The 21,016-nt window shown below is 75.4% G+C and carries 18 protein-coding genes; 9 read left to right on the top strand and 9 right to left on the bottom strand.

Features of this window, described 5'->3' with window-relative positions; genetic code table 11:
* Positions 1-31 precede the first annotated feature (31 nt).
* The gene (locus tag ACN27A_RS01350) at positions 32-1,174 is read right to left on the bottom strand and encodes a fatty acid desaturase family protein (protein WP_421449153.1); all 1,143 of its coding nucleotides are present in this window, start codon (positions 1,172-1,174) and stop codon (positions 32-34) included.
* 14 nt (positions 1,175-1,188) lie between these two features.
* The gene (locus tag ACN27A_RS01345) at positions 1,189-2,280 is read right to left on the bottom strand and encodes a ferredoxin reductase (protein WP_421449151.1); all 1,092 of its coding nucleotides are present in this window, start codon (positions 2,278-2,280) and stop codon (positions 1,189-1,191) included.
* 85 nt (positions 2,281-2,365) lie between these two features.
* Here ACN27A_RS01345 and ACN27A_RS01340 point away from each other — a divergent pair, with 85 nt between their 5' ends.
* From ACN27A_RS01340 to ACN27A_RS01310, 7 genes are all read left to right on the top strand, one after another.
* On the top strand, positions 2,366-3,604 hold the full coding sequence (locus ACN27A_RS01340; protein WP_421449149.1) for a PucR family transcriptional regulator: 1,239 nt from the start codon (positions 2,366-2,368) through the stop codon (positions 3,602-3,604).
* 247 nt (positions 3,605-3,851) lie between these two features.
* Complete coding sequence (locus tag ACN27A_RS01335; RefSeq protein WP_421449148.1) at positions 3,852-5,246, top strand: hypothetical protein; 1,395 nt, start codon at positions 3,852-3,854, stop codon at positions 5,244-5,246.
* Positions 5,243-6,319, top strand: a complete 1,077-nt coding sequence (locus tag ACN27A_RS01330; protein WP_421449146.1) for a transporter substrate-binding domain-containing protein — start codon at positions 5,243-5,245, stop codon at positions 6,317-6,319. The genes ACN27A_RS01335 and ACN27A_RS01330 overlap by 4 nt, the downstream gene beginning before the upstream one ends.
* 14 nt (positions 6,320-6,333) lie before the next feature.
* Positions 6,334-7,203, top strand: a complete 870-nt coding sequence (locus ACN27A_RS01325; RefSeq protein WP_421449144.1) for a hypothetical protein — start codon at positions 6,334-6,336, stop codon at positions 7,201-7,203.
* On the top strand, positions 7,200-9,377 hold the full coding sequence (locus ACN27A_RS01320) for a tetratricopeptide repeat protein (protein ID WP_421449142.1): 2,178 nt from the start codon (positions 7,200-7,202) through the stop codon (positions 9,375-9,377). Before ACN27A_RS01325 ends, ACN27A_RS01320 begins: the two co-directional genes overlap by 4 nt.
* Before the next feature lie 35 nt (positions 9,378-9,412).
* On the top strand, positions 9,413-10,861 hold the full coding sequence (locus ACN27A_RS01315; protein WP_421449140.1) for a VWA domain-containing protein: 1,449 nt from the start codon (positions 9,413-9,415) through the stop codon (positions 10,859-10,861).
* 6 nt (positions 10,862-10,867) lie between these two features.
* A complete protein-coding gene (locus tag ACN27A_RS01310; protein ID WP_421449138.1) occupies positions 10,868-12,604 on the top strand; it encodes a hypothetical protein in 1,737 nt (578 codons plus the stop codon).
* Positions 12,605-12,636: 32 nt separating this feature from the next.
* Here ACN27A_RS01310 and ACN27A_RS01305 read toward each other — a convergent pair whose 3' ends face one another.
* From ACN27A_RS01305 to ACN27A_RS01285, 5 genes are all read right to left on the bottom strand, one after another.
* On the bottom strand, positions 12,637-13,017 hold the full coding sequence (locus ACN27A_RS01305; RefSeq protein WP_421449135.1) for a VOC family protein: 381 nt from the start codon (positions 13,015-13,017) through the stop codon (positions 12,637-12,639).
* A 21-nt stretch (positions 13,018-13,038) separates the two neighbouring features.
* Positions 13,039-13,284: a DUF5988 family protein gene (locus ACN27A_RS01300; RefSeq protein WP_421449133.1), complete on the bottom strand. Its 246-nt coding sequence runs from the start codon at positions 13,282-13,284 to the stop codon at positions 13,039-13,041.
* 254 nt (positions 13,285-13,538) lie between these two features.
* The gene (locus ACN27A_RS01295) at positions 13,539-14,276 is read right to left on the bottom strand and encodes an ABC transporter permease (protein ID WP_421449131.1); all 738 of its coding nucleotides are present in this window, start codon (positions 14,274-14,276) and stop codon (positions 13,539-13,541) included.
* Positions 14,273-15,214 carry an ABC transporter ATP-binding protein gene (locus tag ACN27A_RS01290; RefSeq protein ID WP_311410136.1) on the bottom strand — a complete coding sequence of 314 codons (942 nt, stop codon included), beginning with the start codon at positions 15,212-15,214 and terminating at the stop codon, positions 14,273-14,275. The genes ACN27A_RS01295 and ACN27A_RS01290 overlap by 4 nt, the downstream gene beginning before the upstream one ends.
* 304 nt (positions 15,215-15,518) lie before the next feature.
* Entirely contained in the window at positions 15,519-16,193 is a 675-nt protein-coding gene (locus ACN27A_RS01285) for an HAD-IA family hydrolase (RefSeq protein WP_421449128.1), read from the bottom strand.
* 237 nt (positions 16,194-16,430) lie between these two features.
* Between ACN27A_RS01285 and ACN27A_RS01280 the strand changes: the two genes are divergently transcribed.
* Positions 16,431-17,840 carry an acyl-CoA synthetase gene (locus ACN27A_RS01280; RefSeq protein WP_421449127.1) on the top strand — a complete coding sequence of 470 codons (1,410 nt, stop codon included), beginning with the start codon at positions 16,431-16,433 and terminating at the stop codon, positions 17,838-17,840.
* Here the strand turns inward: ACN27A_RS01280 and ACN27A_RS01275 are convergent.
* Positions 17,837-18,499, bottom strand: a complete 663-nt coding sequence (locus ACN27A_RS01275; RefSeq protein ID WP_421449125.1) for a 4'-phosphopantetheinyl transferase family protein — start codon at positions 18,497-18,499, stop codon at positions 17,837-17,839. The two genes, ACN27A_RS01280 and ACN27A_RS01275, sit on opposite strands and share 4 nt — an antisense overlap.
* Before the next feature lie 174 nt (positions 18,500-18,673).
* On the opposite strand from ACN27A_RS01275, the gene ACN27A_RS01270 reads away from it, so the two are divergent.
* Positions 18,674-19,153 carry a cold-shock protein gene (locus ACN27A_RS01270; RefSeq protein WP_421449123.1) on the top strand — a complete coding sequence of 160 codons (480 nt, stop codon included), beginning with the start codon at positions 18,674-18,676 and terminating at the stop codon, positions 19,151-19,153.
* Between the two features lie 46 nt (positions 19,154-19,199).
* Here the strand turns inward: ACN27A_RS01270 and ACN27A_RS01265 are convergent, their stop codons facing one another.
* Positions 19,200-20,579: an AMP-binding protein gene (locus ACN27A_RS01265; protein ID WP_421449121.1), complete on the bottom strand. Its 1,380-nt coding sequence runs from the start codon at positions 20,577-20,579 to the stop codon at positions 19,200-19,202.
* Between the last annotated feature and the right edge of the window lie 437 nt (positions 20,580-21,016).

Genomic DNA, 21,016 nt, shown 5'->3' with positions numbered 1-21,016 from the left:
TTTCGCGGCGGGCGGCGGCGTCGGGGTCGGGTCAGACGCCGGACGTGGCGAGCGCCGGCGCGGGGCGGTCGTCGACCCGGTGGGGCGCCTTGCGGTTCGGCAGCGACAGCCGGACGACCTTCCGCCACGCGGAGAAGACCTGCCGGGGCAGCGAGCCGGTGGTGTACTTCAGCCCGTAACGGTCGAACAGGGCCCGCACCTCGGGGGCGATCTCCTGGTAGCGGTTGCTGGGCAGGTCCGGGAAGAGGTGGTGCTCGATCTGGAACGACAGGTTGCCGGTCATGATGTGCATCAGTCGGCTGCCGCTGATGTTGGCCGAGCCGAGCATCTGGCGCAGGTACCACTCGCCGCGGGTCTCGCCCTCGATCGAGCGCCGGGAGAAGGTCTCCACGCCCTCCGGGAAGTGCCCGCACATGATCACCGAGTGGCTCCACAGGTTGCGCAGGAGGTTGGCGGTGAAGGTGGCGGCCAGCGTGTGCAGGAACGAGGGCCCCGACAGCAGCGGGTGCACCACGTAGTCCTTGAGCACCTGCCGGCGGATCTTGCGGCCCACCGCCCGGGCCCGGGCCCGGAACTCCGGCTTCTTGTGCCGGCCCTTGCGCAGGTTGCGCCCCAGCTCCAGGTCGTACGCGGCGATGCCGTACTCGAAGAAGCAGGCGTTGATGAAGTTCCACAGCGGCTGACCCAGGTGGAACGGGTGCCACCGCTGGTCCTCGTCGACGCGCATGATGCCGTAGCCGAGGTCGTTGTCCTTGCCGAGGACGTTCGTGTACGTGTGGTGCAGCTCGTTGTGCGAGTGCTTCCACTGGTCGGCGGGCGAGACGTGGTCCCACTCCCAGGTCGTGGAGTGGATCTTCGGGTCGCGCATCCAGTCCCACTGGCCGTGCAGGACGTTGTGGCCGACCTCCATGTTCTCCAGGATCTTGGCGACGGTCAGGCCGGCCGTGCCCACGATCCAGGCGGGCGGGAAGAGGGAGAACAGCAGCACGACCCGGCTGCCCAGTTCCAGCTTGCGCTGCGTCGAGATGACCCGGCGGATGTACGCGGCGTCCCGCTCGCCCCGGTCGGCGACCACCCGGGCGCGGATCGCGTCGAGTTCCCTGCCGATGGTCTCGATGTCCTCGGCGGTGAGGTGGGCGATCGGGTTGACGGGCTTGTTCTGGATCACGGTCACGTCAGGTACTCCGGTCAGTGGTCGATGTCGCAGGGGCCGGCCGCCGCCGACACGCAGGTCTGGATGCGGACGCCGTCGCCGGGTACCGCCGTGGTCAGTTCCCCGTTGCGCAGGTCCCGAACCGCGCCCTGGCGCAGCGGCAGGACGCAGCCGAAGCAGATGCCCATCCGGCAGCCCGAGGGCATCAGCACCCCGGCGTTCTCGCCGGCGTCGAGCAGCGGGGTGGCGCCGTCGGCGGCGACGGTGACGCCCGAGCGGGCGAAGGTGACGGTGCCGCCCTCGCCGGGCGAGATGACGGTCGGCCGGAACCGCTCGGTGTGCAGCCGGTCGCCGCGCCCGGCGGCCGTCCAGTGCTCCTCCAGGGCGTCGAGCAGGCCGAGCGGGCCGCAGGCCCAGGTCTCCCGGTCGAGGTGGTCGGGCACGAGGCGGTCGAGGTCGGCCACGGTGAGCAGCCCGTCGGTGTCGGTGTGCCGCTCCACCAGCCGGATCGCGCCCCGCGCGGCCAGGTCCCGCAGCTCGGCACCGAAGATCACGTCGTCCGGGTTGGGCGCCGAGTGCACCACGACCACGTCGGCGCCGCTCAGCCGGTCGGCGCGCAGCATCCCCATCACGGGGGTGACGCCGCTGCCCGCGGTCACGAAGAGCACCCGGGCCGGCGGCCGGCCCGGCAGCACGAAGTCGCCCTGGGCCTGGTCGAGCTGGACCAGCGTCCCGGGCCGGGTGCGCCGGACGAGGTGGTTGCTGACGACCCCGTCGGGGATGGCCTTCACGGTGACCGAGATCGGCCCGCCCCGGCGCGCGGGCGGCGAGGTGACCGAGTAGGCCCGCCACTGGCGTACCCCGTCGACGTCGACGCCGAGGCGGACGTACTGCCCGGGGGTGTGCCCGCGCCAGTCGCGGCCGGGCCGGATCACCAGCGTCGCCGCGTCGGCGGTCTCGGGGCGCACGGCGAGGATCCGGCCGCGCAGGTCGGCGCCGGAGCGCAGCGGGGCGACCATGTCGAGGTAGTCGTCGGGCAGCAGCGGGGTGGTGACCGACGCGGCCAGCCGAAGGATCCGGCCCCGCAGGGCCGCCTTCCCGGAGGGGTTCGGGACGGTGGTGGTCATGGTTCGATGGTCGCCGGCAGAATGGCATAAAATCTTGACCTGCGAAGGTGAACCGGACGAGGCTTTTTGTGCGGAGGGAACAAACGTGTCCGAACGCTCGGAGGCCACGCGGCGCGCGGCCCGCCTCGAGCTGGACGCCCGGGTGGCCGGCGCGCTGCACGACCGGCTGCCTCTGCTCGCCGAGCGCACCGTGACCGCCATCACCGCCGAGGTGCCCAGCTACTCCGGCGCCCTGACCGGTCAGATGCGCGAGAAGATCGAAACTGCGGTGCAGATCGCGCTCGGCACGTTCCTCCAGCTCATCGGCCGTTCCCAGGGCGGCGACCCGAGCACCCCGCTGGTCGGCGCGCTGGAGGCCGCGTACGCCCTCGGCAGCGGAGAGGCACGCTCCGGCCGGAGCATGGACGCCCTGCTCGCCGCGTACCGCGTCGGCGCCCGGGTCTCCTGGCGGGAGATGTCCACCACCACCGTGCAGGGCGGGTCGTCCGCCGCCACCGTCGCCGAGTTCGCCGAGCTGATGTTCGCGTACATCGACGAGCTCTCCGCCGCCAGCGTGGCCGGGCACGCCGACGAGCTGGCCAGCGCCGGCCGGGCCCGGCGACGCAACCTGGAGCGGCTCACCCAGCGGCTGCTCGCCGGGGAGCCCGAGGAGGCACTGCTGCGCAGCGCCGAGCGGGCCGACTGGCCGCCGCCGCAGACCCTCACCGTCGTCCTGCTGCCCCGGGCCAACCTCCGCGCGGCGCTCGCCCGGCTGCACCCGCACACCCTGGAGAGCGGCGACGACCTCCCGGCGGGCGGGGCGGGCGAGGACCTGGCGGTGCTGCTGGTGCCCGACACGCACGGTGAACGGCGGCGGCAGCTCGCCCGGGTGCTGCACGGCCGCCGCGCCCTGCTCGGCCCCGCCCGGCCCTGGGCCCTGGTCGCCTCCTCCTACCAGCGGGCGGTCCGGGCCCTGTCGCTCGGCCTGCGCCCGGCCGACGACGGGCCGGCGCTGGACACCGAGGAGCACCTGGCCGAGCTGGTGCTGAGCACCGACCCGGAAGGACTCGCCGACCTGCGCGCCCGGGTCCTGGCGCCGCTCGCGTCCCTGCCGCCCGGCACCGCCGACCGGCTCGCCGAGACCCTGCGCTCCTGGCTGCTGCACCAGGGCCGGCGCGACGACGTGGCCGCCGACCTCTTCGTGCACGCGCAGACCGTCCGCTACCGGATGGGCAAGCTCCGCGAGCTGTACGGCGAGCGCCTGACCGACCCGGCGACCGTCCTCGACCTCACCCTCGCCCTGGCCTTCCCACCCCGGACCGAGGCCGACGACCCCGCCCCCTGACCGGACCGGCCGCTCCCCTGCGTGGCCGACCGGTGACGCTCACGTCAGATACCGGACAAACACGTGCCACCCGTGCACCCGCGGTGCCACCCTGGTCCTCCCCCGCCCGCGATCACCCGCCCCGGCCGCCGGACTCGGCCGTAGGCCGCCCGGGTGACCGCCCGGCGGGGCGGACGGGGCTGCCTCCGGTACCGCGACGCCTCCGCCAGGAGGCCGCCGGAGGGCACCGGCGAGCGGGAGGACGGGCATGGCGTCGCACACGGGGGACGAGCCCGGGGCCGACCGGCCCGCCCCGGCCGGCGGGCCGACCCGCTCCGGCGGCACCGGCCGGCTCCGCGACGCGCTCCGGACGACCCCGGCGCTGATCGTGCTCAGCGGCGCCGTACTGGTCGCCGCGCTGGCCGCCACCGCCGCCGTCGCCGTGCAGTCCCGCACGTCGGCCACTACGCTGGGCGAGCGGTCCGCGGCGACCGCCGTGGGCACCAGCACGACCGCCCGGCAGATCTACCAGGGCCTCGCCGACGCGGACGTCGCGGCCAGCGCCGTCTTCCTGCTGCCGCCGGCCGAGGACCGGCGGGCCCCGCTGGTGGCCGCCTACGACGCGTCCGTCCACGAGGTGGAGCGCACGCTGACCGACTCGATGGGCAACGCCGTCGGCGACCCGGACCGCCTCACCCGGCTGGCGACCATCGCCGCGCGGTTGAAGGTCTACCGCGACGTGGTGTGCGCCGCCCTGCGGGTCGCGGGTCCGCTCTCCCCGGCGACTACGGGCAACCGGCGGCCCTGCCCGCCGGCCGGGGCGGCGGAGCAGGCCGGGACGGGCAGCCCGGCGGCCCGCGCGGTGCTCGCCTCGGCCTACGCGCGGGAGGCGTCGCACTACATGTCCACCGAGCTGCTCACCGCGGCCCAGGGCCTGTGGAACTACGACACCAGGTTGCTGCTCGACGCCCGCGCCGACGCCCGGCCATGGCTGGCCGCGTCCGTGCTGGTGCCGCTGGGCACCCTCGCCGCCCTGGTGGTGGTGCAGGTGTGGCTGCGCCGGCGCACCCGGCGCCGGCTGAACGCGGGCCTGCTGCTGGCCTCGGCGGCCACCACGGCCGTGCTGGCCATGCTGGTCTCCTCGTGGTGGCACTGGCCGGACGCCGACCGGGGGTTCCCGGAGCTGGAACGGGCGATCGACGCGCAGAGCGCCACCCAGCAGCGGCTCGGCGCCCTGCTGGCCGGCCGGGCCGACGTCTACCTGGGGCTCGGCGCGAGCGTCGACCCGGCCGGGCACAAGGCGGACTTCGACAGCCGGGACCTCTGCTCCGAGCCCGCCGGAGGACGGGAACCACCGAAGGACCGGATCGACTGCACCGCCCTGGCGCGGGACGTCTGGCCGGCCCGGCAGATCAAGACGCCCAACGCGTTCCGCGACGCGGTCGACACCGTGCTCGCCGAGGGATCGGCGGGCCGGGCGTTCGTCGCGGCGGAGGGCCACCTGCTGACCGAACTGACCACCCGCAACGAGGAGGTCACCCGGATGGTCGCCGAGCTGCCCGAGGCACGCCGCCACCTGGGCGGCGCCGCCGCCTGGGTCACCCTGCTCGCCGCCGCCGGCGTGGTGGCCGGCCTGCGCCAGCGCCACTTGGAGTACCAGTGAACACCCCCCGACGGATGTCGACGCGGCGCCGGGCCGCCTCGCTCGCGCTCCTGGCGGCGCTGGCCGGGTGCACCGCGCCGGCGGCACCCGCTCCCGCGCCCCCCGCGCGGCCGCCGGGGGTGGCCACGACGCCGACCACCGACGCGACCGGCGGGATCTGCCCGGTGCGTCGCAGCCTCCCGCCCGACCCGACGCCCCCGCGCCGGATCCTCGACAGGGGTGAACTGGTCGCCGGCGTGGACCCGTCCGATGCCACCATGAGCCACTGGGACGCCAGCACCCAGCGGTTCGAGGGCTTCAACATCGAGCTGATGCTGGCGGTGGCCCGCGCCCTATGGCCGGCCGACGACCCGCGCAACCGGCTCACCTTCAAGGCCGTGCCGCCCGGCCAGGGCGCCTTCGCCATGCTCGACAAGGGGGAGATCGACGTCGTCGCCACGTCGCTGACCGCGTCCTGCGAGCGGGCCCGGCGGGTGCTGTTCTCCAACGACTACCTCGACTCCGGGCAGACGGTGCTGGTCCGCAGGCGCGCCGACGGCACGCCCGAGTTCGCGGGCATCGAACAGCTCGGCGGCCGGCGGGTCTGCGCCGCCACCGACACCACCTCGCTGGCGATGATCGCCGGCTACCGCACCGCGGGCGGCCTGCGTCCGGTCCCGGTGCACGCCCCGCACCCGGTCGACTGCCTGGTCATGCTGCGTCAGGGACAGGTCGACGGGGTCAGCACCGACGACAACATCCTGCTGGGCTTCGCCCGGATGGCCCCGGACACGACGCTGGTGACCGAGGCGCCCCGGCCGGAGAGGCGGTCCTGCGACCACCACCGGGACGAGAACTGCACCTGGTTCACCGACGAGCCGCACGCCTTCGCGTTCCGCCTGACCGACGGCCGGGACCTCGTCGCGTTCGTCAACCACGTGCTGGCGCAGCCGCGTACGGCGGTGGTGTGGCAGCAGGCCCACGAGCGGTGGCTCGCCGGCCACCGGGACCGGGGCATGCCGTCGCCCGGGCCGGTCACCACCGGGTGGCCGCCCCCCGACCCCTCGCCGGCCACCCCCCGGCCGGCCGACTGATGGGCGGTGGGCGGATGGCCGTGCGGGAACGCCTCGACGCCACCCTGGCCGCGCACGCCTGGGTCTGCGAGCACCTGCTCGACGTGCAGCAGCTGGTCACGGACGCCTTCCGGCAGCCCGACGGCCCGGCCGCCGCGCCCGCGCAGGAGGCCCGGGACCTGCTGCACCGGCTCGGTTGCCTGTCGCTGGCCCTCGACCGGCTGGTCGACGACCTCGACGGGATCGACCGGTCGACGGACGCGGGCGAGGAGGCCCTGGCCCGGCTGCTGACCGGCCCGTGCGAGGTCCGGTTCACCGCCGCCACCGGCGAGCCGGTGCAGGTGCAGGCGATGGCTGTGCAGGAGATCCTGGTCGCGGCCCGCGAGCACGTGGCCCGGATCCGCCGGATCGTCGACGCGTACGGCCGGGACCGGCTGGCGGTCCGGGCGCAGCGGCTGCGCTCCTCCGTCGAGCGGCTCCGGCAGCTCGCCACGGAGGCCGCCGGCGAGGGGCTGGGCGACGGCACGGATCCCCTGGCGGCGCTCGCGCTCGACGGGCTGCTGGACCGGCTCACCACCGCCGAGGCGGCGGGCCGTGGCCAGTGGTGGCGGGGGGACGTCCAGCCGGAACGCGACGACGGCTCGCTGCGGGCCGCCGTCGACCGCGCGGTCGAGCGGACCGACACCGCACGGCGCCGGCTGCGCCGGGGCTGCCACGTGGAGCTGACCGGCCGGCTGGAGGCGTACCGGCAGAAGGCCGCCGACGAGGGCCGGGCCGAGCACCCGCAGGTCGAGCTGGCCTACCGGGAGGCGCTGGCCGCGCTGCGCCCCGACGCCTTCACCGTGACCGCCGCGAGCCGCGCGGTGCGGGCCTACCAGCAGGCCGTGAACGGGGGTACACGATGACGGCGAGCCGCGGCTGCGCGGAACGCAACTGCCCCGGCACCGTCGACCAGGACGGGTTCTGCCGGCTGTGGGGGCACGAGTGCGTCGGGGCCGGCGCCGGGTCCGCAGCCGTCGGCGGGCCGGTCCCGGTTGCGGAGGTCGGTCCACGGCCGCTCCGCACGACGTCCCGGCCCTGGGAGCGGCCGGCCGTGCTGCCGACCGCCCGGCCGCACGACCCCCTGACGGCGGTGGTGTCGCAGGCGGTGGTGCCCGAGCACTCCCGCTACTGCGGCAACACGAACTGCCCCCGCCACCGCGGTCCCCGGCTGCCCCGGGTCGCCGGCTTCTGCCCCGACTGCGGCACCCGGTACTCCTTCACCCCGCCCCTGGCCGACGGCGACCTGCGCGCCGGGCGGTACCGGATCGAGGGCTGCCTCGGCAACGGCGGCGTCGGCTGGGTGTTCCTCGCCCGGGACGAGGACATGGACGGCGCCTGGCGGGTGCTGAAGGGGCAACGCAACCCGGAGGACCGGGAGGCCATCGCGGCGTTCGTCGCCGAGCGGCAGGCGCTGATCGCGCTGAACCACCCGAGGATCGTCACCATCACCCACGCGCTGCGGCCCGAGTCCGACCGGGACGCCGGCTACCTGGTGATGGAGTACGTCAACGGCGGCACCCTGGAGGAGGCCCGCAGCGCGGCCGGCCCGGGCGGCGGGTCCACCGCCGTGGACGTGGCGCAGGCGCTGGGATACGCCGTGCAGATCCTCGACGCCTTCGAGTACCTGCACGACCAGGGCTGGCTCTACTGCGACCTGAAGCCCGAGAACGTGATGCGGGTCGGCGGCCAGGGCACCAACGACCCGATCAAGCTGGTCGACTTCGGCGCGGCCCGCCGCATCGACAACACGGTGAGCCCGGCGTGGGGCACCGCGGGCTACACCGCGCCGGAGGTGGAGCGGCTGGGGCCCGCCGGCCCGAGCGTGCGGTCGGACCTCTACACCGTCGGCCGGACCCTCGCCGCGCTGACCCTGGTGCCCCGGTCCACCGAGGTGACCCGGATCCCACCGGGGCAGGACGTGCTGCGGCTGCCCGTGCCCGCGCGGCTCGACCCGTTCCTGCGGCTGCTCGCCCGGGCCACCGCCGCCGCGCCGGAGGACCGGTTCGCCACCGCCGCCGAGATGCGCGAACAGGTCCGGGGCGTACGCCGGCAGGTCAGCTCGGCGACCGACGGCGTGCCCCGGCCGACCCGGTCCACCCTGTTCAGCCCGTCCGCGTGCGCCTTCGCCCTGCACACCGACCGCGACGCCCTGGACGTCGTGGAGATCATGCTCGGCCTGCCCGTGCCCCTGGTCGACGGCGCCGACCCGGCCGCCGGGTTCCTCGCCTCGCTCGGCGCCGCCGACCCGGCCGAGCTCATCGAGCTGTTGCGCACCGCCCCGGAGCACACCGCGCAGGTGACCTACCGCGCCGTCCGGGCCCACCTCGCCACCGGGCGGGTGGACGAGGCCGGCCCGCTGCTCGCCGACTTCCCCGAGGAGTCGCGGGACTGGGCGCTGTGGTGGCACCGCGCCCTGGTGGCCCTGGTGGGGCGGGACGCCGGCACCGCCCGGCGCTGGTTCGCGCAGGTCTACGGCTGGCTGCCCGGCGAGGTGTCCACGCGGCTCGCGTACGCGGTGGCCTGCGAACTCGACGGCGACCCGCGCACGGCGGCCGACCACTACCGGGGGGTGTGGGACGCCGACCCGGGCGTGGTGGGCGCGGCGTTCGGGCTGGCCCGCTGCCTGCTGGAGACGGCGGACGCGCGCAGCGCGGCGGACGCCCTGCTGCGGGTGCCGGAGTCCTCCCGCGCCTCGACGGCGGCGGTGACCTGTGCGGTGCGCATCCTGCTCGACGCGCCGGACGACGGGCACCGGCTCGACACGGCGCTCGACGCCGCCGCGATCGTCGACAAGCTGCCCCCGTTCGGCGAACGCGAGGAGGTGGAGGCGCACATCCTGCGGATCGCGCTGGACTGCGACCTGACCGAGGAGCGCCACGGCGGCCGGCGGCTGTTCGGTCACCGGCTCGACGAGGACGCCCTCCGCCGCGCCTTCGAGCGCCGCTGCCGCTCCCGCGCCCGGCGCACCGCCGACCGGCGCGAACGGATCGCGCTCGTCGAGCTGGCCAACGCGTACCGGCCGGTGACGTGGTGGTGATCCCGGCCGCCGGCCCCGACGGAAAGAGGTCACCCGTGTCCCCCGCCAACGATCTGCCGCTGCGGCTGCGCGCACACCACACCGAGTGCGTCTCCGCCGACGGGGCGGTCCTCGACGTGGTCGCCACCGTCCGGGGCGAGGAACCCGTCCACGCCGACGTCCGGCACGACGACCTCGCGGAGGTGATCCTGCTCGACTCCTCGGGCTCGATGGGCGCGCCCCAGGCCAAGATGCGCGCCGCCCGGCGGGCCACCGCCGCGGCCATCGACGCCCTGCCCGACGGGGTCGCGTTCGCGGTGGTGGCCGGCACCGCCCGCGCCACGATGGTCTACCCGGGCGACCGGCGGCTGGCGGTCGCCGACGAGACCACCCGGGCCGCCGCCCGCAACGCGCTGCGGCACGTGACGCCGCACGGCGGCACCGCCATCGGCACGTGGCTGCTGCTGGCCCGCCACCTGCTGGCCACGCGGCCGGACGCGATCGGGCACGTCATCCTGCTCACCGACGGGCGCAACGAGTCCCAGCTCCCCGCCGACCTGCGGGCGGCGGTGGACGACTGCGTGGGCCGGTTCACCGTCGACTGCCGCGCCATCGGCTCCGCGGACGGCGTGCACGACTGGGACGCGGCGGAACTGCTCGGCATCGCGGAGGCGCTGGGCGCCAACCCCGTCGTGCCGGTCGAGGACCTCACCGGACTCGCCGACGACTTCCGGGCGGTGCTGACCCGTGCGATGTCCCGGCGGGTCCCCGACGTCCGGCTCCGGGTGCGTACCACCGGGCTGGCCCGGGTCCGCTTCGTCAAGCAGGTGCACCCGGCGCTGGCCGACCTGAGCGGGCGCGGCGAGCCGGCCGGCGAGCTGGGCACCGACTACCCGGTCGGCGCGTGGAGCCCGCACGACCAGCGGGACTACCACGTCGCCCTGGAGGTCGACGCGATGGCGCCCGGGGCGCAGCGGCGCATCGGCTGGCTGAGCGTCCACGCGGGTGGGGCCACCACGCCGGTCGAGGTGCCGCTCGACGTGGAGTGGACCGAGGACGCCCTGCGGTACTCGGAGATCAACGAGAGCGTCGCGTACTACACCCGCCAGCAGGACTACGCGGCGGCGGTCCAGCGCGGGCTGACCGCCGCCCGGGCGGGCCGGGTCGCCGAGGCGGAGGAGCACCTCGGGCGCGCGGTGGCGCTCGCCCACGCCACGGGCCGCGACGACGACGTCGCCCTGCTCGCTCGCGTCGTGGACGTCCTGGACGCCGCCGACGGCCGGGTCCGCCTCAAGCCCGACGTCGACGCCCGCCTCACGCAGTCCTCCCTGGTCGTGGCCCACCACACATCCCGGTGGGGACCGCAGGAGCCGCCGGCGCAGCGGGCCGCGCCAGCCGGGCCGCCCGCGCCGTGGCGGCACTGCCGCGAGGAGCAGACCGGCGCGTACTGCCAGGGATGTGGCACCCACCACCTGTCGGCGGACCGGCCCGCCGGGCGGTCCTGACCGCCGATGGACCTGGACGTCTCGGACAAGGTCGCCAGCGTCGTCGGCGGCACGGTGGCGCTCACCACCGCGCTCGTCACCGCGGCCGTCGCCGTCCGCCGCCACTCCCGGAGCCGGCGCGCCTGGTGGGTCGCGCTGCGCCCGGTCTGGCGCGGCGAGGCCGACGCCGGCATCGTCCACCCGCACCGCTTCGGGGGCTACGTCAAGCCGCTGTCCGAGGTGTACGTGCCGCGCCGCGCGGTGCCACGGCTCGCCCCGGCCGGCGACGGCGTCGACGTGGCGGACCTGCTCACCGGCACCGGCAACGTGCTGCTGATCGGGGAGCCGGGCAGCGGGAAGACGGCGCTCGTGCGCTACGAGAGCGCCCGCTCGGCGCGACGGTGGCTCGCCGGGCGCGGGCGGCGACGGCGCTGCCCGCCGGGGCCGGTGCTGGTGAGCCTGCCGGCCGCCGCCCTGGTGCACCAGCCGCTCTCCGCGGCGCTCGCCGAGGCGTACCCGCGCGACGGCGCCCCGCTCGACGTCGAGCAGGCCCCCGCCCCCGGCCGGCGGTGGCTGGTCTGCGTCGACGCGCTCGACGCCGTGACCGACCCGGACGAGCGGGCCGTCGTGCTCAACCGCCTCGCGGAGCTGGCCCGCTCCCCCGGACCGGCCGGCCCGCCGAGGCCCTGGCGGGTCCTGGTGACCACGCGGCACCTGGCGGAGGACGAGCTGGCCGTGCTGGGCGACGGCTATCCGGCGTACCACCTGGCGCACTTCACCGACGCGGACGTGGCGCTGCTGGCGGCCCACTGGTTCCCCGACGGCGCCACGGCCCGCAGGTTCCTGGACTGGACCCACGCCCAGCGCATCACCGGGCCGGTGCACAACCCGCTCACCGCCACCGTCGCGGTGCTGGTCTGGGAGGGCGGGCAGGCGGAGGCGGCCACACCGACGGGCCCGGCCGCCCTGCTCGACGAGTTCGTCCGCGCCCTGCTGCGCGGCGGCCGGGCCAGCCTCGACGCCGCCTGCGCGGCGCTGCGGCGCCGCCCGCCCCACGGCGAGGCGGTCGCCGCCTGGCTGGACACCCGGCACACCGACCTCGTCGAGGTGGCGGCGACCGCCGCCGTCACCGGCGGCGACCCGGTGGCGGCCGTCGTCGACTGGTCGGCGGCCCACGCCCCGGCTCCCCCGGCGACGGTGCTGCCCGACTGGCCCGCGCACGTACGGCAGATCCTGCTCGCCACCGATCTGTTCCGGGCCGACCGCCACGCCCTGGCCTCGGTCTGGCCCAGCCTGGTGGAGTACCTGGCGGCCGGACCGCTCGCCCGCGACTGGCGGCCTGACGAGTGGGTGACACTGATGAACACCGGCTCGGCGCGGTTCGTCGCGTTGCAGGCGATCAGCCGGGCCGCCGTCACGCCGACCTTCCTGCGCGCCCGGCTGACCGAGCCGGTCGGGGCGATCGCCGCGGGTCACCTGCTCGCCGGCCGGGGCACGGCCGCCGCCGGCGCGCCGGCGTTCCGGGCGGACGTGCTGGCGGCGCTGCTCACCCACTGGTCCGACGGCGCGGACGGTGCCGGCGGCCGGGACGCCGCCCGGGAGTGCTTCTCGCTGTTGACGACGCTGGCGGCGGACTGCGCCGACCGGGACCTGCTGCACGAGATCGCCGCGGATCCCCGGCGGCCGGGTGACGTCCGCCGGGCGGCGGCGCTCTTCTTCGCCCTGCGCACCCGCAACGCCCACCGCTCCCGGGCGGAGCCTTGACCGACGGAGCGGTGGGCGTCGCGGGGGTTCGCCTACGCCGTCCGCTGCGGGCCGACGACGGTCCAGCACAGGCCGGCGGGATCGCGCAGCGTCACCTGGCGCGACGGATCCGCCGGCGTCTCGACGCGGGCACCGGCGGCCACCGCCCGCCGCAGCACCGACTCGGGGTCGGTCCGCTCGATGGTGAGCACGTCGTCGCGGCTCTCCACCGCCGACGGCGCGCCCGCCTCGTACCACTCGCTGACGGTCAGGCGGTGGCCGCCGACGGCCAGTTCCGCGTGCAGGACGTGCCCGTCGAGCAGGCACTCCCGTACGATCGCGACGGCGTCGAAGACATCCGTGTAGAAGGCGATGGCCTCGTTCGTGTCGCTGACCGTCAGGTGGGGACCCGGCCGGTGGTTCTGTGCCCTCATGTGACTGGTGCCGCCCTTCCCCTACTCGGCGATCCGGGTCCGACCGGTCCAGCGGAAGACCACCGGAAGGTCGACCGCCGGCGGGGTGGCGCCCCGTTCGAAGTGCTCGTACCCGCCGTAGTGCAGGACCTTGATCTTCTCCTCCGCCCGCGCCACCTGGCGGCTACGCAGGTCGGCCGGCAGATCGACCGGACCGCCCTCCAGGACGACGTCGATGACGCCGACCGCGTCCCGGGTGACCGGATCAGCTTGCGAAACGTCCTTCATGGCACGACCTCCGTCGCATTCCGCACACCTCGGACGAGCCGCCGCACGGCGGCGGACGCGTCCACACAGGCCTGACGACACCCGTTGCCGGGTGAACGGACGCTTCGCGGTCGAACGTCCTTGTCCGGTGACCGGGCGCCCGTTCTGCTCCGAACGTAATCCAGATCACATTCGGCGGACACCCTTAGGCCACCCCTAGGAACGGCCCTGGGCAGCCACGACGTCCTCCGCACCCGCCAGGCGGGTGCGGAGGATCACTCCCAGCGGAAGAACCGGGTGGCCGCCGCGGAGCCGACCACGGCCGTCACCGCCAGGGCGATCAGCTGCGGCAGCTCCGGGTTGGTGCCCGCCCACGCCGCGCCGAGGGTGTCCACCGTGGCCCCCAGCGGCGAGTAGTCGGCGATGGCGGCCAGCGCGCTCGGCATCCGGTCGCGGGGCAGCCAGGCGCCCGCCAGGAAGAGCAGCGGGAAGAACAGCGCGGGACCGATCGACTGGGCCGCCCGGGCGGAGGGCGCCAGCGCCGCGATCAGCAGACCGACGGCGAAGAGGCACGCCACCCCGAGCAGGAAGGCCAGCACGAAGCCGGGAACGTTGGCCGGCGCCGGCTGGTCCAGCAGGAACCGTACGGCGATCGCGGTGACCACCGCGCCGAGGACGCCCATCACCAGGTTGACCACCACCTGCGCCACCAGCAGGAGGCCGGGCTGCACCGGGGTGGTCGCCAGGCGGCGCAGCACCCGGCGTTCCCGGTAGATGCCGAGCGCCATCGGCAGGGTGAAGAGCGCGAGCATGCCGATGGTGAGGGCGAGCGCCAGCGACGGCAGGAAGGTCTGCTCGGCGTGCTGCCCGGTGTCGGCGGCCGTGCCGGCGCGCTGCGGCAACCCGAAGACGAGCATCAGGCCGATCGGCAGGGCGAAGACGAAGAACAACGACACCGGTTCCCGCAGGAACAGCTTCGTCTCGACGGCGATCAGCTTGGACAGGGCGCTCACGACGACCTCCCGTCGGTCGGGGACTGCGCGGCGGTCCGGCCCGAGCGGCCGGTGAGGGAGACGAACGCGTCGTCGAGGGTGGGCTGCTCGACCCGCAGCGCGTCGTAGCGGATCCCGCGCCCGTTGAGCACGGACAGGACCGACTGGAGCACGTCCTTCGTGCCGGTCACCGTCACCTCGTCGCGGTAGCGGGACACCCCCGTCACGTCGGGCGCCGCGAGCAGCAGGGCGTCCTCGACCGGCTCGGCGGGACGGAAGTGCACCCGGTGCTCGCTGCCGACCCGGGTGAGCAGGCCGGCGGGGCTGTCGATGGCCACCACCCGACCCTTGTCGATGATCGCGAGCCGGTCGCAGAGGCGTTGCGCCTCCTCCATGAAGTGGGTGACCAGCACGACGGTGACGCCCCGGTCGCGGATCCGCTCGACCAGGTCCCAGGTGTCCCGGCGGCCCTGCGGGTCGAGGCCGGTGGTCAGCTCGTCGAGGATGGCGACCTCGGGTCTGCCGACCAGTGCCAGGGCCACCGACAGCCGCTGCTTCTGCCCGCCGGAGAGCTTCTGGAAGTAGGTGTTGCGCTGCTCGGCCAGGCCGAGGTCGGTCAGCAGCTCGTCGATGTCGGCCCGGTTGCGGTAGAAGGACCGGTAGAGGTCCAGCGCCTCCCACACCCGTACCTTGTCCGGCAGCTGGCTCTCCTGGAGCTGGGCGCCGACGCGCTGCCGCACCTCGGTGCGGTCGCGGACCGGGTCCAGGCCGAGCACCCGGATGGTGCCGCCGTCGGGACGGCGCAACCCCTGCACGCACTCGACCGTGGTGGTCTTGCCGGCCCCGTTCGGGCCGAGCACGCCGAAGATCTCGCCCTGTTCCACGGTGAAGGAGACGTCGTCGACCGCGATCTTCTCGCCGTACCGTTTCTGCAGATGATCGACTTCGATGACCGGCATTGGGGGTGGTCCTCCTTCACGTGCGGGTTGCCGTCGAGAAGGGCGGGACCCCTCGGCTGATCGCGGCGTCGGCTTGCGGGAACGGGCCGGCCGGCCGGCGCCAGGCCGACCGACGCCCGACATCATCCGGCCAACCGATGTGCCGATCAACTGATCAGCTGACAAATCGGGGGTATCGAACCGGGAATCGGCCCGGGACAGGGGTGCCGACCGCGAACGCGGCGCGGGGCAGGGGTGCCGACCGGTCACCGCAGGTGTCCGCCCACGGGGCGCCACCTTCGCCCGCTTCCCGCTCGCGGGTCGGTCACCGGCGGGCCGGGCAGAACGGCAGCAGCTCGTCGAGTCGGGTCAGGACGACGTCCGGGCCGGCGGCGCGCAGGGTCTCCTCGTCGGACTCGCCCCACAGCGCGGCCACCGCCAGCACCCCGGCCGCCCGCGCGCTGGCCAGGTCGCTGGGGGCGTCGCCGACCATCAGCGCCTCCCCGGGGCGGGCCCCGAGCAGGCGCAGCGCCCGCCGCACGATGTCCGGCGCGGGCTTCGGCCGGGGCACCTCGTCCGAGCCCACCACGTGGTCGACCAGCGACAGCAGACCGAGCCGGCCGAGCAGGTCGCGGGCGCGGACCCCGCTGCGGCCGGTGGCCACGGCCAGCCCGATCCCCCGCCGGCGCAGGGTGCGGAGCAGCTCCGGCACACCGTCGACGGGGGTGACCCGGTGCGCGAGGCGGTTGCTCTCCCGCACGAACGGCCCGGCCAGCGTCGCCGGCAGGCCCATCAGCTCCAGCACCTCCGGCAGGTACCGGCCCGGGTGGCGGCAGTACTCCTCGACCGGGGCGACGCCGTCGCCGACCACCTCGGCGTACGCGAGGGCGAACGCCTCCCTGGCCACGGCGAGGCTGTCGACCAGCACCCCGTCGAGGTCGAGCACCACGGCCCGGACGCCGCCTGGTACCGCCGTCCACGCCGTCGCGTCCGCGACCACCGACGTCACCTCCCGCCCGTCCGACCCGGCGCGCCGCCCGGTAGGGGTGGCAGGCCGGGGTGCCCCCGACTACGGTCAGGACCGTCGTTCCGGGCCCGCCGGCGCGGCGCACCGCGCCCACCTGGATCCGCCGGCGCCCCACCGACCCTACCGGCGTCCCGGGGGCCCGTCGTCCGGCCACCGCGGCACGCCCGGCCGGACCGGCCCGGGCCCGAGCCGCTGGAGAGGGGTCGCACCATGCCGCTGCTGAGCTGGCTCGCGGGAGGCACCGACGAGCGTCCGGACGCCATCCGCGTCGACGACCGCGCGGTGTCCTGGGTGGAGCTGCGCCGCCTGGCCGCGGCGGTGGCCGACGAGCTGCGCGGTGTCGACCGGGTCGCCATCGAGGCCACGGCGACCCTGGAGACGGTGGTCGGTGTGGTCGGCGCCCTGACCGCCGGGGCGGCGGTCGTGCCGGTCCCGCCGGACGCCGGGCCGATGGAGCGCGACCACATCCTGCGCGACTCGCAAGCGACGGCGCTGCTGGTCCCGGCCGGCGCGGAGCGCACCGCCGAGGGCGCGGGCCGGGCCGTCGTGCCCGTCGACCTGAGCCGGCGCTCGGACACCGTCCACCCCGAGCCGGCCCCGGCCAGCACCGCGGTGATCCTCTACACCAGCGGCACCACCGGCGCCCCGAAGGGCGCCGTGATCTCCCGCCGAGCCGTCGCCGCCTGCCTGGACGGGCTGGCCGACGCCTGGGCGTGGACGCCGGACGACCTGCTGGTGCACGGCCTGCCGCTGTTCCACGTGCACGGGCTGGTGCTCGGCGTGCTCGGGCCGCTGCGGCTGGGTGGCCGGCTGCACCACGTGGGCCGGCCGCGGCCCGAACGGTACGCCGCCGCCAACGGCTCGATGTACTTCGGCGTGCCGACCGTGTGGTCCCGGATCGCCGCCGACCCGGACTCGGCACGGGCGCTGCGTTCGGCGCGACTGCTCGTCTCGGGCAGCGCGGCGCTGCCGGCGGCCGTCTTCGCGGACCTCGCCACCCTCACCGGGCACCGGCCCGTCGAGCGGTACGGGATGACCGAGACCCTGATCACGGTGAGCGCCCGGGCGGACGGCCCGCGCCGGCCGGGCACCGTCGGGCTGCCCCTGCCCGGGGTGCGTACGCGGCTGGTCGACGAGAACGGCGCCACGCTCCCCGCCGACGGGGCGGCGATGGGCGAGCTCCAGGTCGACGGCCCCACCCTGTTCGACGGCTACCTGAACCGCCCGGACGCCGACGCGGCGAGCCGCACCCCGGACGGCTGGTTCCGCACCGGGGACGTCGCCACCGTCGACCCGGACGGCTGGCACCGGATCGTCGGGCGGGCGTCCACCGACCTGATCAAGAGCGGTGGCTACCGGATCGGCGCCGGCGAGGTGGAGGACGCCCTGCTGGCGCACCCGGGGGTCCGCGAGGCCGCCGTGGTGGGCACCCCGCACCCCGACCTCGGCCAGCAGGTCACCGCGTACGTGGTGGGCGACGGGGTGGACGGGGCCGAGCTGATCGACTTCGTGGCCCGGCACCTGTCGGCGCACAAGCGGCCACGCGAGGTGCGCCTGGTCGACGCGCTGCCCCGCAACGCCCTCGGCAAGGTGCAGAAGACCAGGCTGACGGCGGACTAGGGCACGACGGCCGGGATGCTGATCGCGGTGGCGACCAGTCCCCGCTCGACCAGGAACCTGCCGGCGAAGGCCGTCACCGGGGTCCCGCCGAGGACCGGTCCGGGCACCAGCAGCCGGGCCTCGAACGTGCCGGCCGGATCGATCACGATGTCCGCCTCCGAGAAGTCCAGCCACCGGCCGGTGAGCGGGAACCACGCCTTGTACACCGCCTCCTTCGCGCTGAACAGCAGGCGGTCCCAGCAGACGGCGGGGCGGGCCGCGCCCAGCGTGGCGGTGCGCGCCCGCTCGGCCGGCAGGGCGATCGCGTCGAGCACCCCGTCGGGCAGCGGCGCGTGCGGCTCGGCGTCCACGCCGAGGGTGGCGAACGCGGTCGTACGGCCGAGGACCGCCGCCCGGTAGCCGTCGCAGTGCGTCATGCTGCCGACGACGCCGGCCGGCCATACCGGGGCGCCGCGGGCGCCGGAGACGATCGGCACCGGCGCGAGGCCCAGCTCGCCGAGGGCCGTGCGGGCGCAGTGCCGCACGGTGGTGAACTCCCGGCGACGCTTCTCCACCGACCGGGCCACCAGCGCCTCTTCCTCGGGGAACAGGGTCAGGCCGGCGGGGTCCGTGAAGGCCTCGGCCACCGCCACGGCGGGGGGCAGGATCTGCTCGATCACGTCCGCCGATGCTAGGCGCTGCGGCGAGCCGCGCCGCGCCGGCACCGACGGTACGGTGCACCATAGGGGTCGGGTACGGGTGCCGGGCCGCGCGGGCGGCTGCCAGTCTGGGGGCGGGCCCCGGTTCCATGGGCGGGGTACGCGGATTTTGGTCGGATGGATGCGGGAAAAGCGATGCTCACTGGCAAGGTGGTGCGGTTCGACGAGGTGCGGGGCTACGGGTTCATCGCCCCGGACGACGGCAGCGACGACGTGTTCGTGCACGCGAACATGCTGGACGGCGACAAGTGGGCGCTGACGCCCGGTGTCCCGGTGGAGTACGAGGCGGTGGGGACCGACCGCGGCCCCAAGGCCGTGCTGGTGCGGGTGGTGGGCGCTGCCGTGGGCGCGGAGCGCAAGGGGCCGGCCGGCACCGCGGCGCCCTCCCGGGCCGGCGCGGCGTTCACCGGCGGGCGTAGCAGGGACGGCGGTCCGGCCACGGGCGGTGCGGAGGACGACGAGGGCCTGTGCGACGTGCTCTCCGAGCGGGCCTTCTGCACGGAGACCACCGAGGCGCTGGTCACCTCCGTGTCGGACCTGACCGGGGCGCAGATCGTCGCGGTGCGTGCCCGGATGCTGGACCTGGCCCGACGGCACGGCTGGGTGGAGGGCTGACCGCTGGGCGGACGTCGGTGGACCGCCGCCCACTCCCCCGTTCGGCTCAACCGGCGGCGATCAGCAGGGACTTCCTGATCCGACCGAGCGCGCTGCGCGGCAGCTCGTCGACGAAGTGCACCCGCCGGGGCCGTTGACCCGCGGAGAGGTACCGGCCGACGTGGTCGATGAGCACCTGCGCGGTCAACCCCTCGGCGACGACGTACGCGGTGACCTGCTCGCCGAGCGCGTGGTGCGGGGTGCCGACGACGGCGGCCTCCCGGACGCCGGGGTGGCTCAGCAACGCCTCCTCGATCTGCCCGGCGTGCATCCGCCGGCCCCGGCAGTGCAGCACGTCGAGCCCGCGCCGACCGATGATCCGGTATGAGCCGTCGGCGGCCACGGTGGCCAGGTCGCCGGTGGCGTGCCAGTGACCGGCGGCATGGCCCCGCCCGCCCTCGACGTAGCCGCTGAACAGCGTCGGCCCGCAGATGCTCAACTCGCCGACCGACTCGCCGTCGGCCGGCACGGGTCGGGCCTCGCGGTCCAGCACCCGGGTCTCCACCCCGGGCAGGGGGGTGCCGACGGCACCGGCGACCGTAGGGTCGTCGGCCCGCCCGGTCAGCGCGATGAGCGTCTCGGTGGTGCCGTACGCCTGGACCGGCGTGTGCGAGGTGAGCAGCCGGAGGCGTTCGGCCACGGCGCAGGCCAGCGGGGCGTCCGCGGAGATCAGGATCCGCGCCGCCGACAACGACCGGGCCCAGTGGGCGTTCAGCGCGATCTTCGCCCACTGCTCGGGCAACCCCAGGTACATGGTGCCGACCGGTCCGGCGGCGGCGTTGCGGTCGAGGTGGACGAAGCGGCCGCCGACCCGCAAGGCGCCGAGCAGGCCGACGACCAGGCCGTACGCCCGGAACAGCGGCGCGCCCTGGACGACGACGTCCTCCTCGCTCCACCGCCACGCGTCGGCCAGCAGGTCGAGGTCGGCGGCGATGGCGCGTCGCGAGATGCGTACCCCGCGCGACGGCCCGCCGGCGCCCCCGGTGTAGAGGATGACCGCGTCGGTGCCCGGCGCCGGCTCGGGGTGCGGTGTCGAGGAGCGCTCCCGCAGGTCGACCGGGACGGTGGGCAGCCGGTGGGTGTCGGACCGGTTGCGGCCGAGAAGCACCGTCGCCCCGGACTGCCGCAGGATGCGGCCCCGTTCGCACTCGTCCGCGTCAGGAGGCAGCGGCACGAGCGGGACGCCCGCGTGGACGGCGCCGAGCATTCCCACCACCGTCTCCAGAGTCGGTGTGCCGTCGACGGCGACCGCGACCGCACCCCTGATCCGGTCGGCGACCGCGGTGACGCAGCCGAGCAGGGCCTCGCTGGAGAGCGTTCCGCCGGCCACCGTGACCGCATCGGCCCGGTCCGCGCCGAATCCCCGCAGCGCCGGCAGCAGTGTCATCTGCGCTATCCCCTGCGGAGGGCGGCAACGAGTCGCGGCGGCAGGTGGAACATCACGACGGCCACAGAACCCTTCAGGTCACGGGGGCACGGCCCCATATCCGACTATCCCGATGCTGGAAACGGGTGCCCCGAAATTAGGCCGGGCTATCGGCCCGGCACAACCCCTAGCTGCCCGGACCGGGTCCCCTGCAAGGCCGACAGGCCAGGTAGGACAGGATCTCGTCCGGTTTTCGACAGCGGCGGGCCGGACCGCCCTTTCCCGTGGCCGACACTATGGATGGACGACGACTCGCCGACAGCGACGGACATTGGAGTCGACTTTTGACGGAAAATTGTCGATCAGCAGTAATGGATCGTTAAGACATTGATGTCGGTTACACTTGTCCGACCGCGTTCCGTCGCCCCCGCAGCGACATCGGCGCCGCCGAGAGGCCA

Source organism: Micromonospora sp. WMMD737 (assembly GCF_049179055.1).
Taxonomy (GTDB): Bacteria; Actinomycetota; Actinomycetes; order Mycobacteriales; family Micromonosporaceae; genus Micromonospora; species Micromonospora reichwaldensis.
This window is presented reverse-complemented; position numbering and strand designations above follow the sequence as displayed.

Coding starts and splice junctions, on each gene's coding strand:
- ACN27A_RS01300 (WP_421449133.1), bottom strand. CDS start 13,284: ATGAAGGACGTTTCGCAAGCTGATCCGGTCACCCGGGACGCGGTCGGC.
- ACN27A_RS01345 (WP_421449151.1), bottom strand. CDS start 2,280: ATGACCACCACCGTCCCGAACCCCTCCGGGAAGGCGGCCCTGCGGGGC.
- ACN27A_RS01335 (WP_421449148.1), top strand. CDS start 3,852: ATGGCGTCGCACACGGGGGACGAGCCCGGGGCCGACCGGCCCGCCCCG.
- ACN27A_RS01280 (WP_421449127.1), top strand. CDS start 16,431: ATGCCGCTGCTGAGCTGGCTCGCGGGAGGCACCGACGAGCGTCCGGAC.
- ACN27A_RS01265 (WP_421449121.1), bottom strand. CDS start 20,579: ATGACACTGCTGCCGGCGCTGCGGGGATTCGGCGCGGACCGGGCCGAT.
- ACN27A_RS01270 (WP_421449123.1), top strand. CDS start 18,674: ATGCTCACTGGCAAGGTGGTGCGGTTCGACGAGGTGCGGGGCTACGGG.
- ACN27A_RS01325 (WP_421449144.1), top strand. CDS start 6,334: ATGGCCGTGCGGGAACGCCTCGACGCCACCCTGGCCGCGCACGCCTGG.
- ACN27A_RS01310 (WP_421449138.1), top strand. CDS start 10,868: ATGGACCTGGACGTCTCGGACAAGGTCGCCAGCGTCGTCGGCGGCACG.
- ACN27A_RS01305 (WP_421449135.1), bottom strand. CDS start 13,017: ATGAGGGCACAGAACCACCGGCCGGGTCCCCACCTGACGGTCAGCGAC.
- ACN27A_RS01290 (WP_311410136.1), bottom strand. CDS start 15,214: ATGCCGGTCATCGAAGTCGATCATCTGCAGAAACGGTACGGCGAGAAG.
- ACN27A_RS01320 (WP_421449142.1), top strand. CDS start 7,200: ATGACGGCGAGCCGCGGCTGCGCGGAACGCAACTGCCCCGGCACCGTC.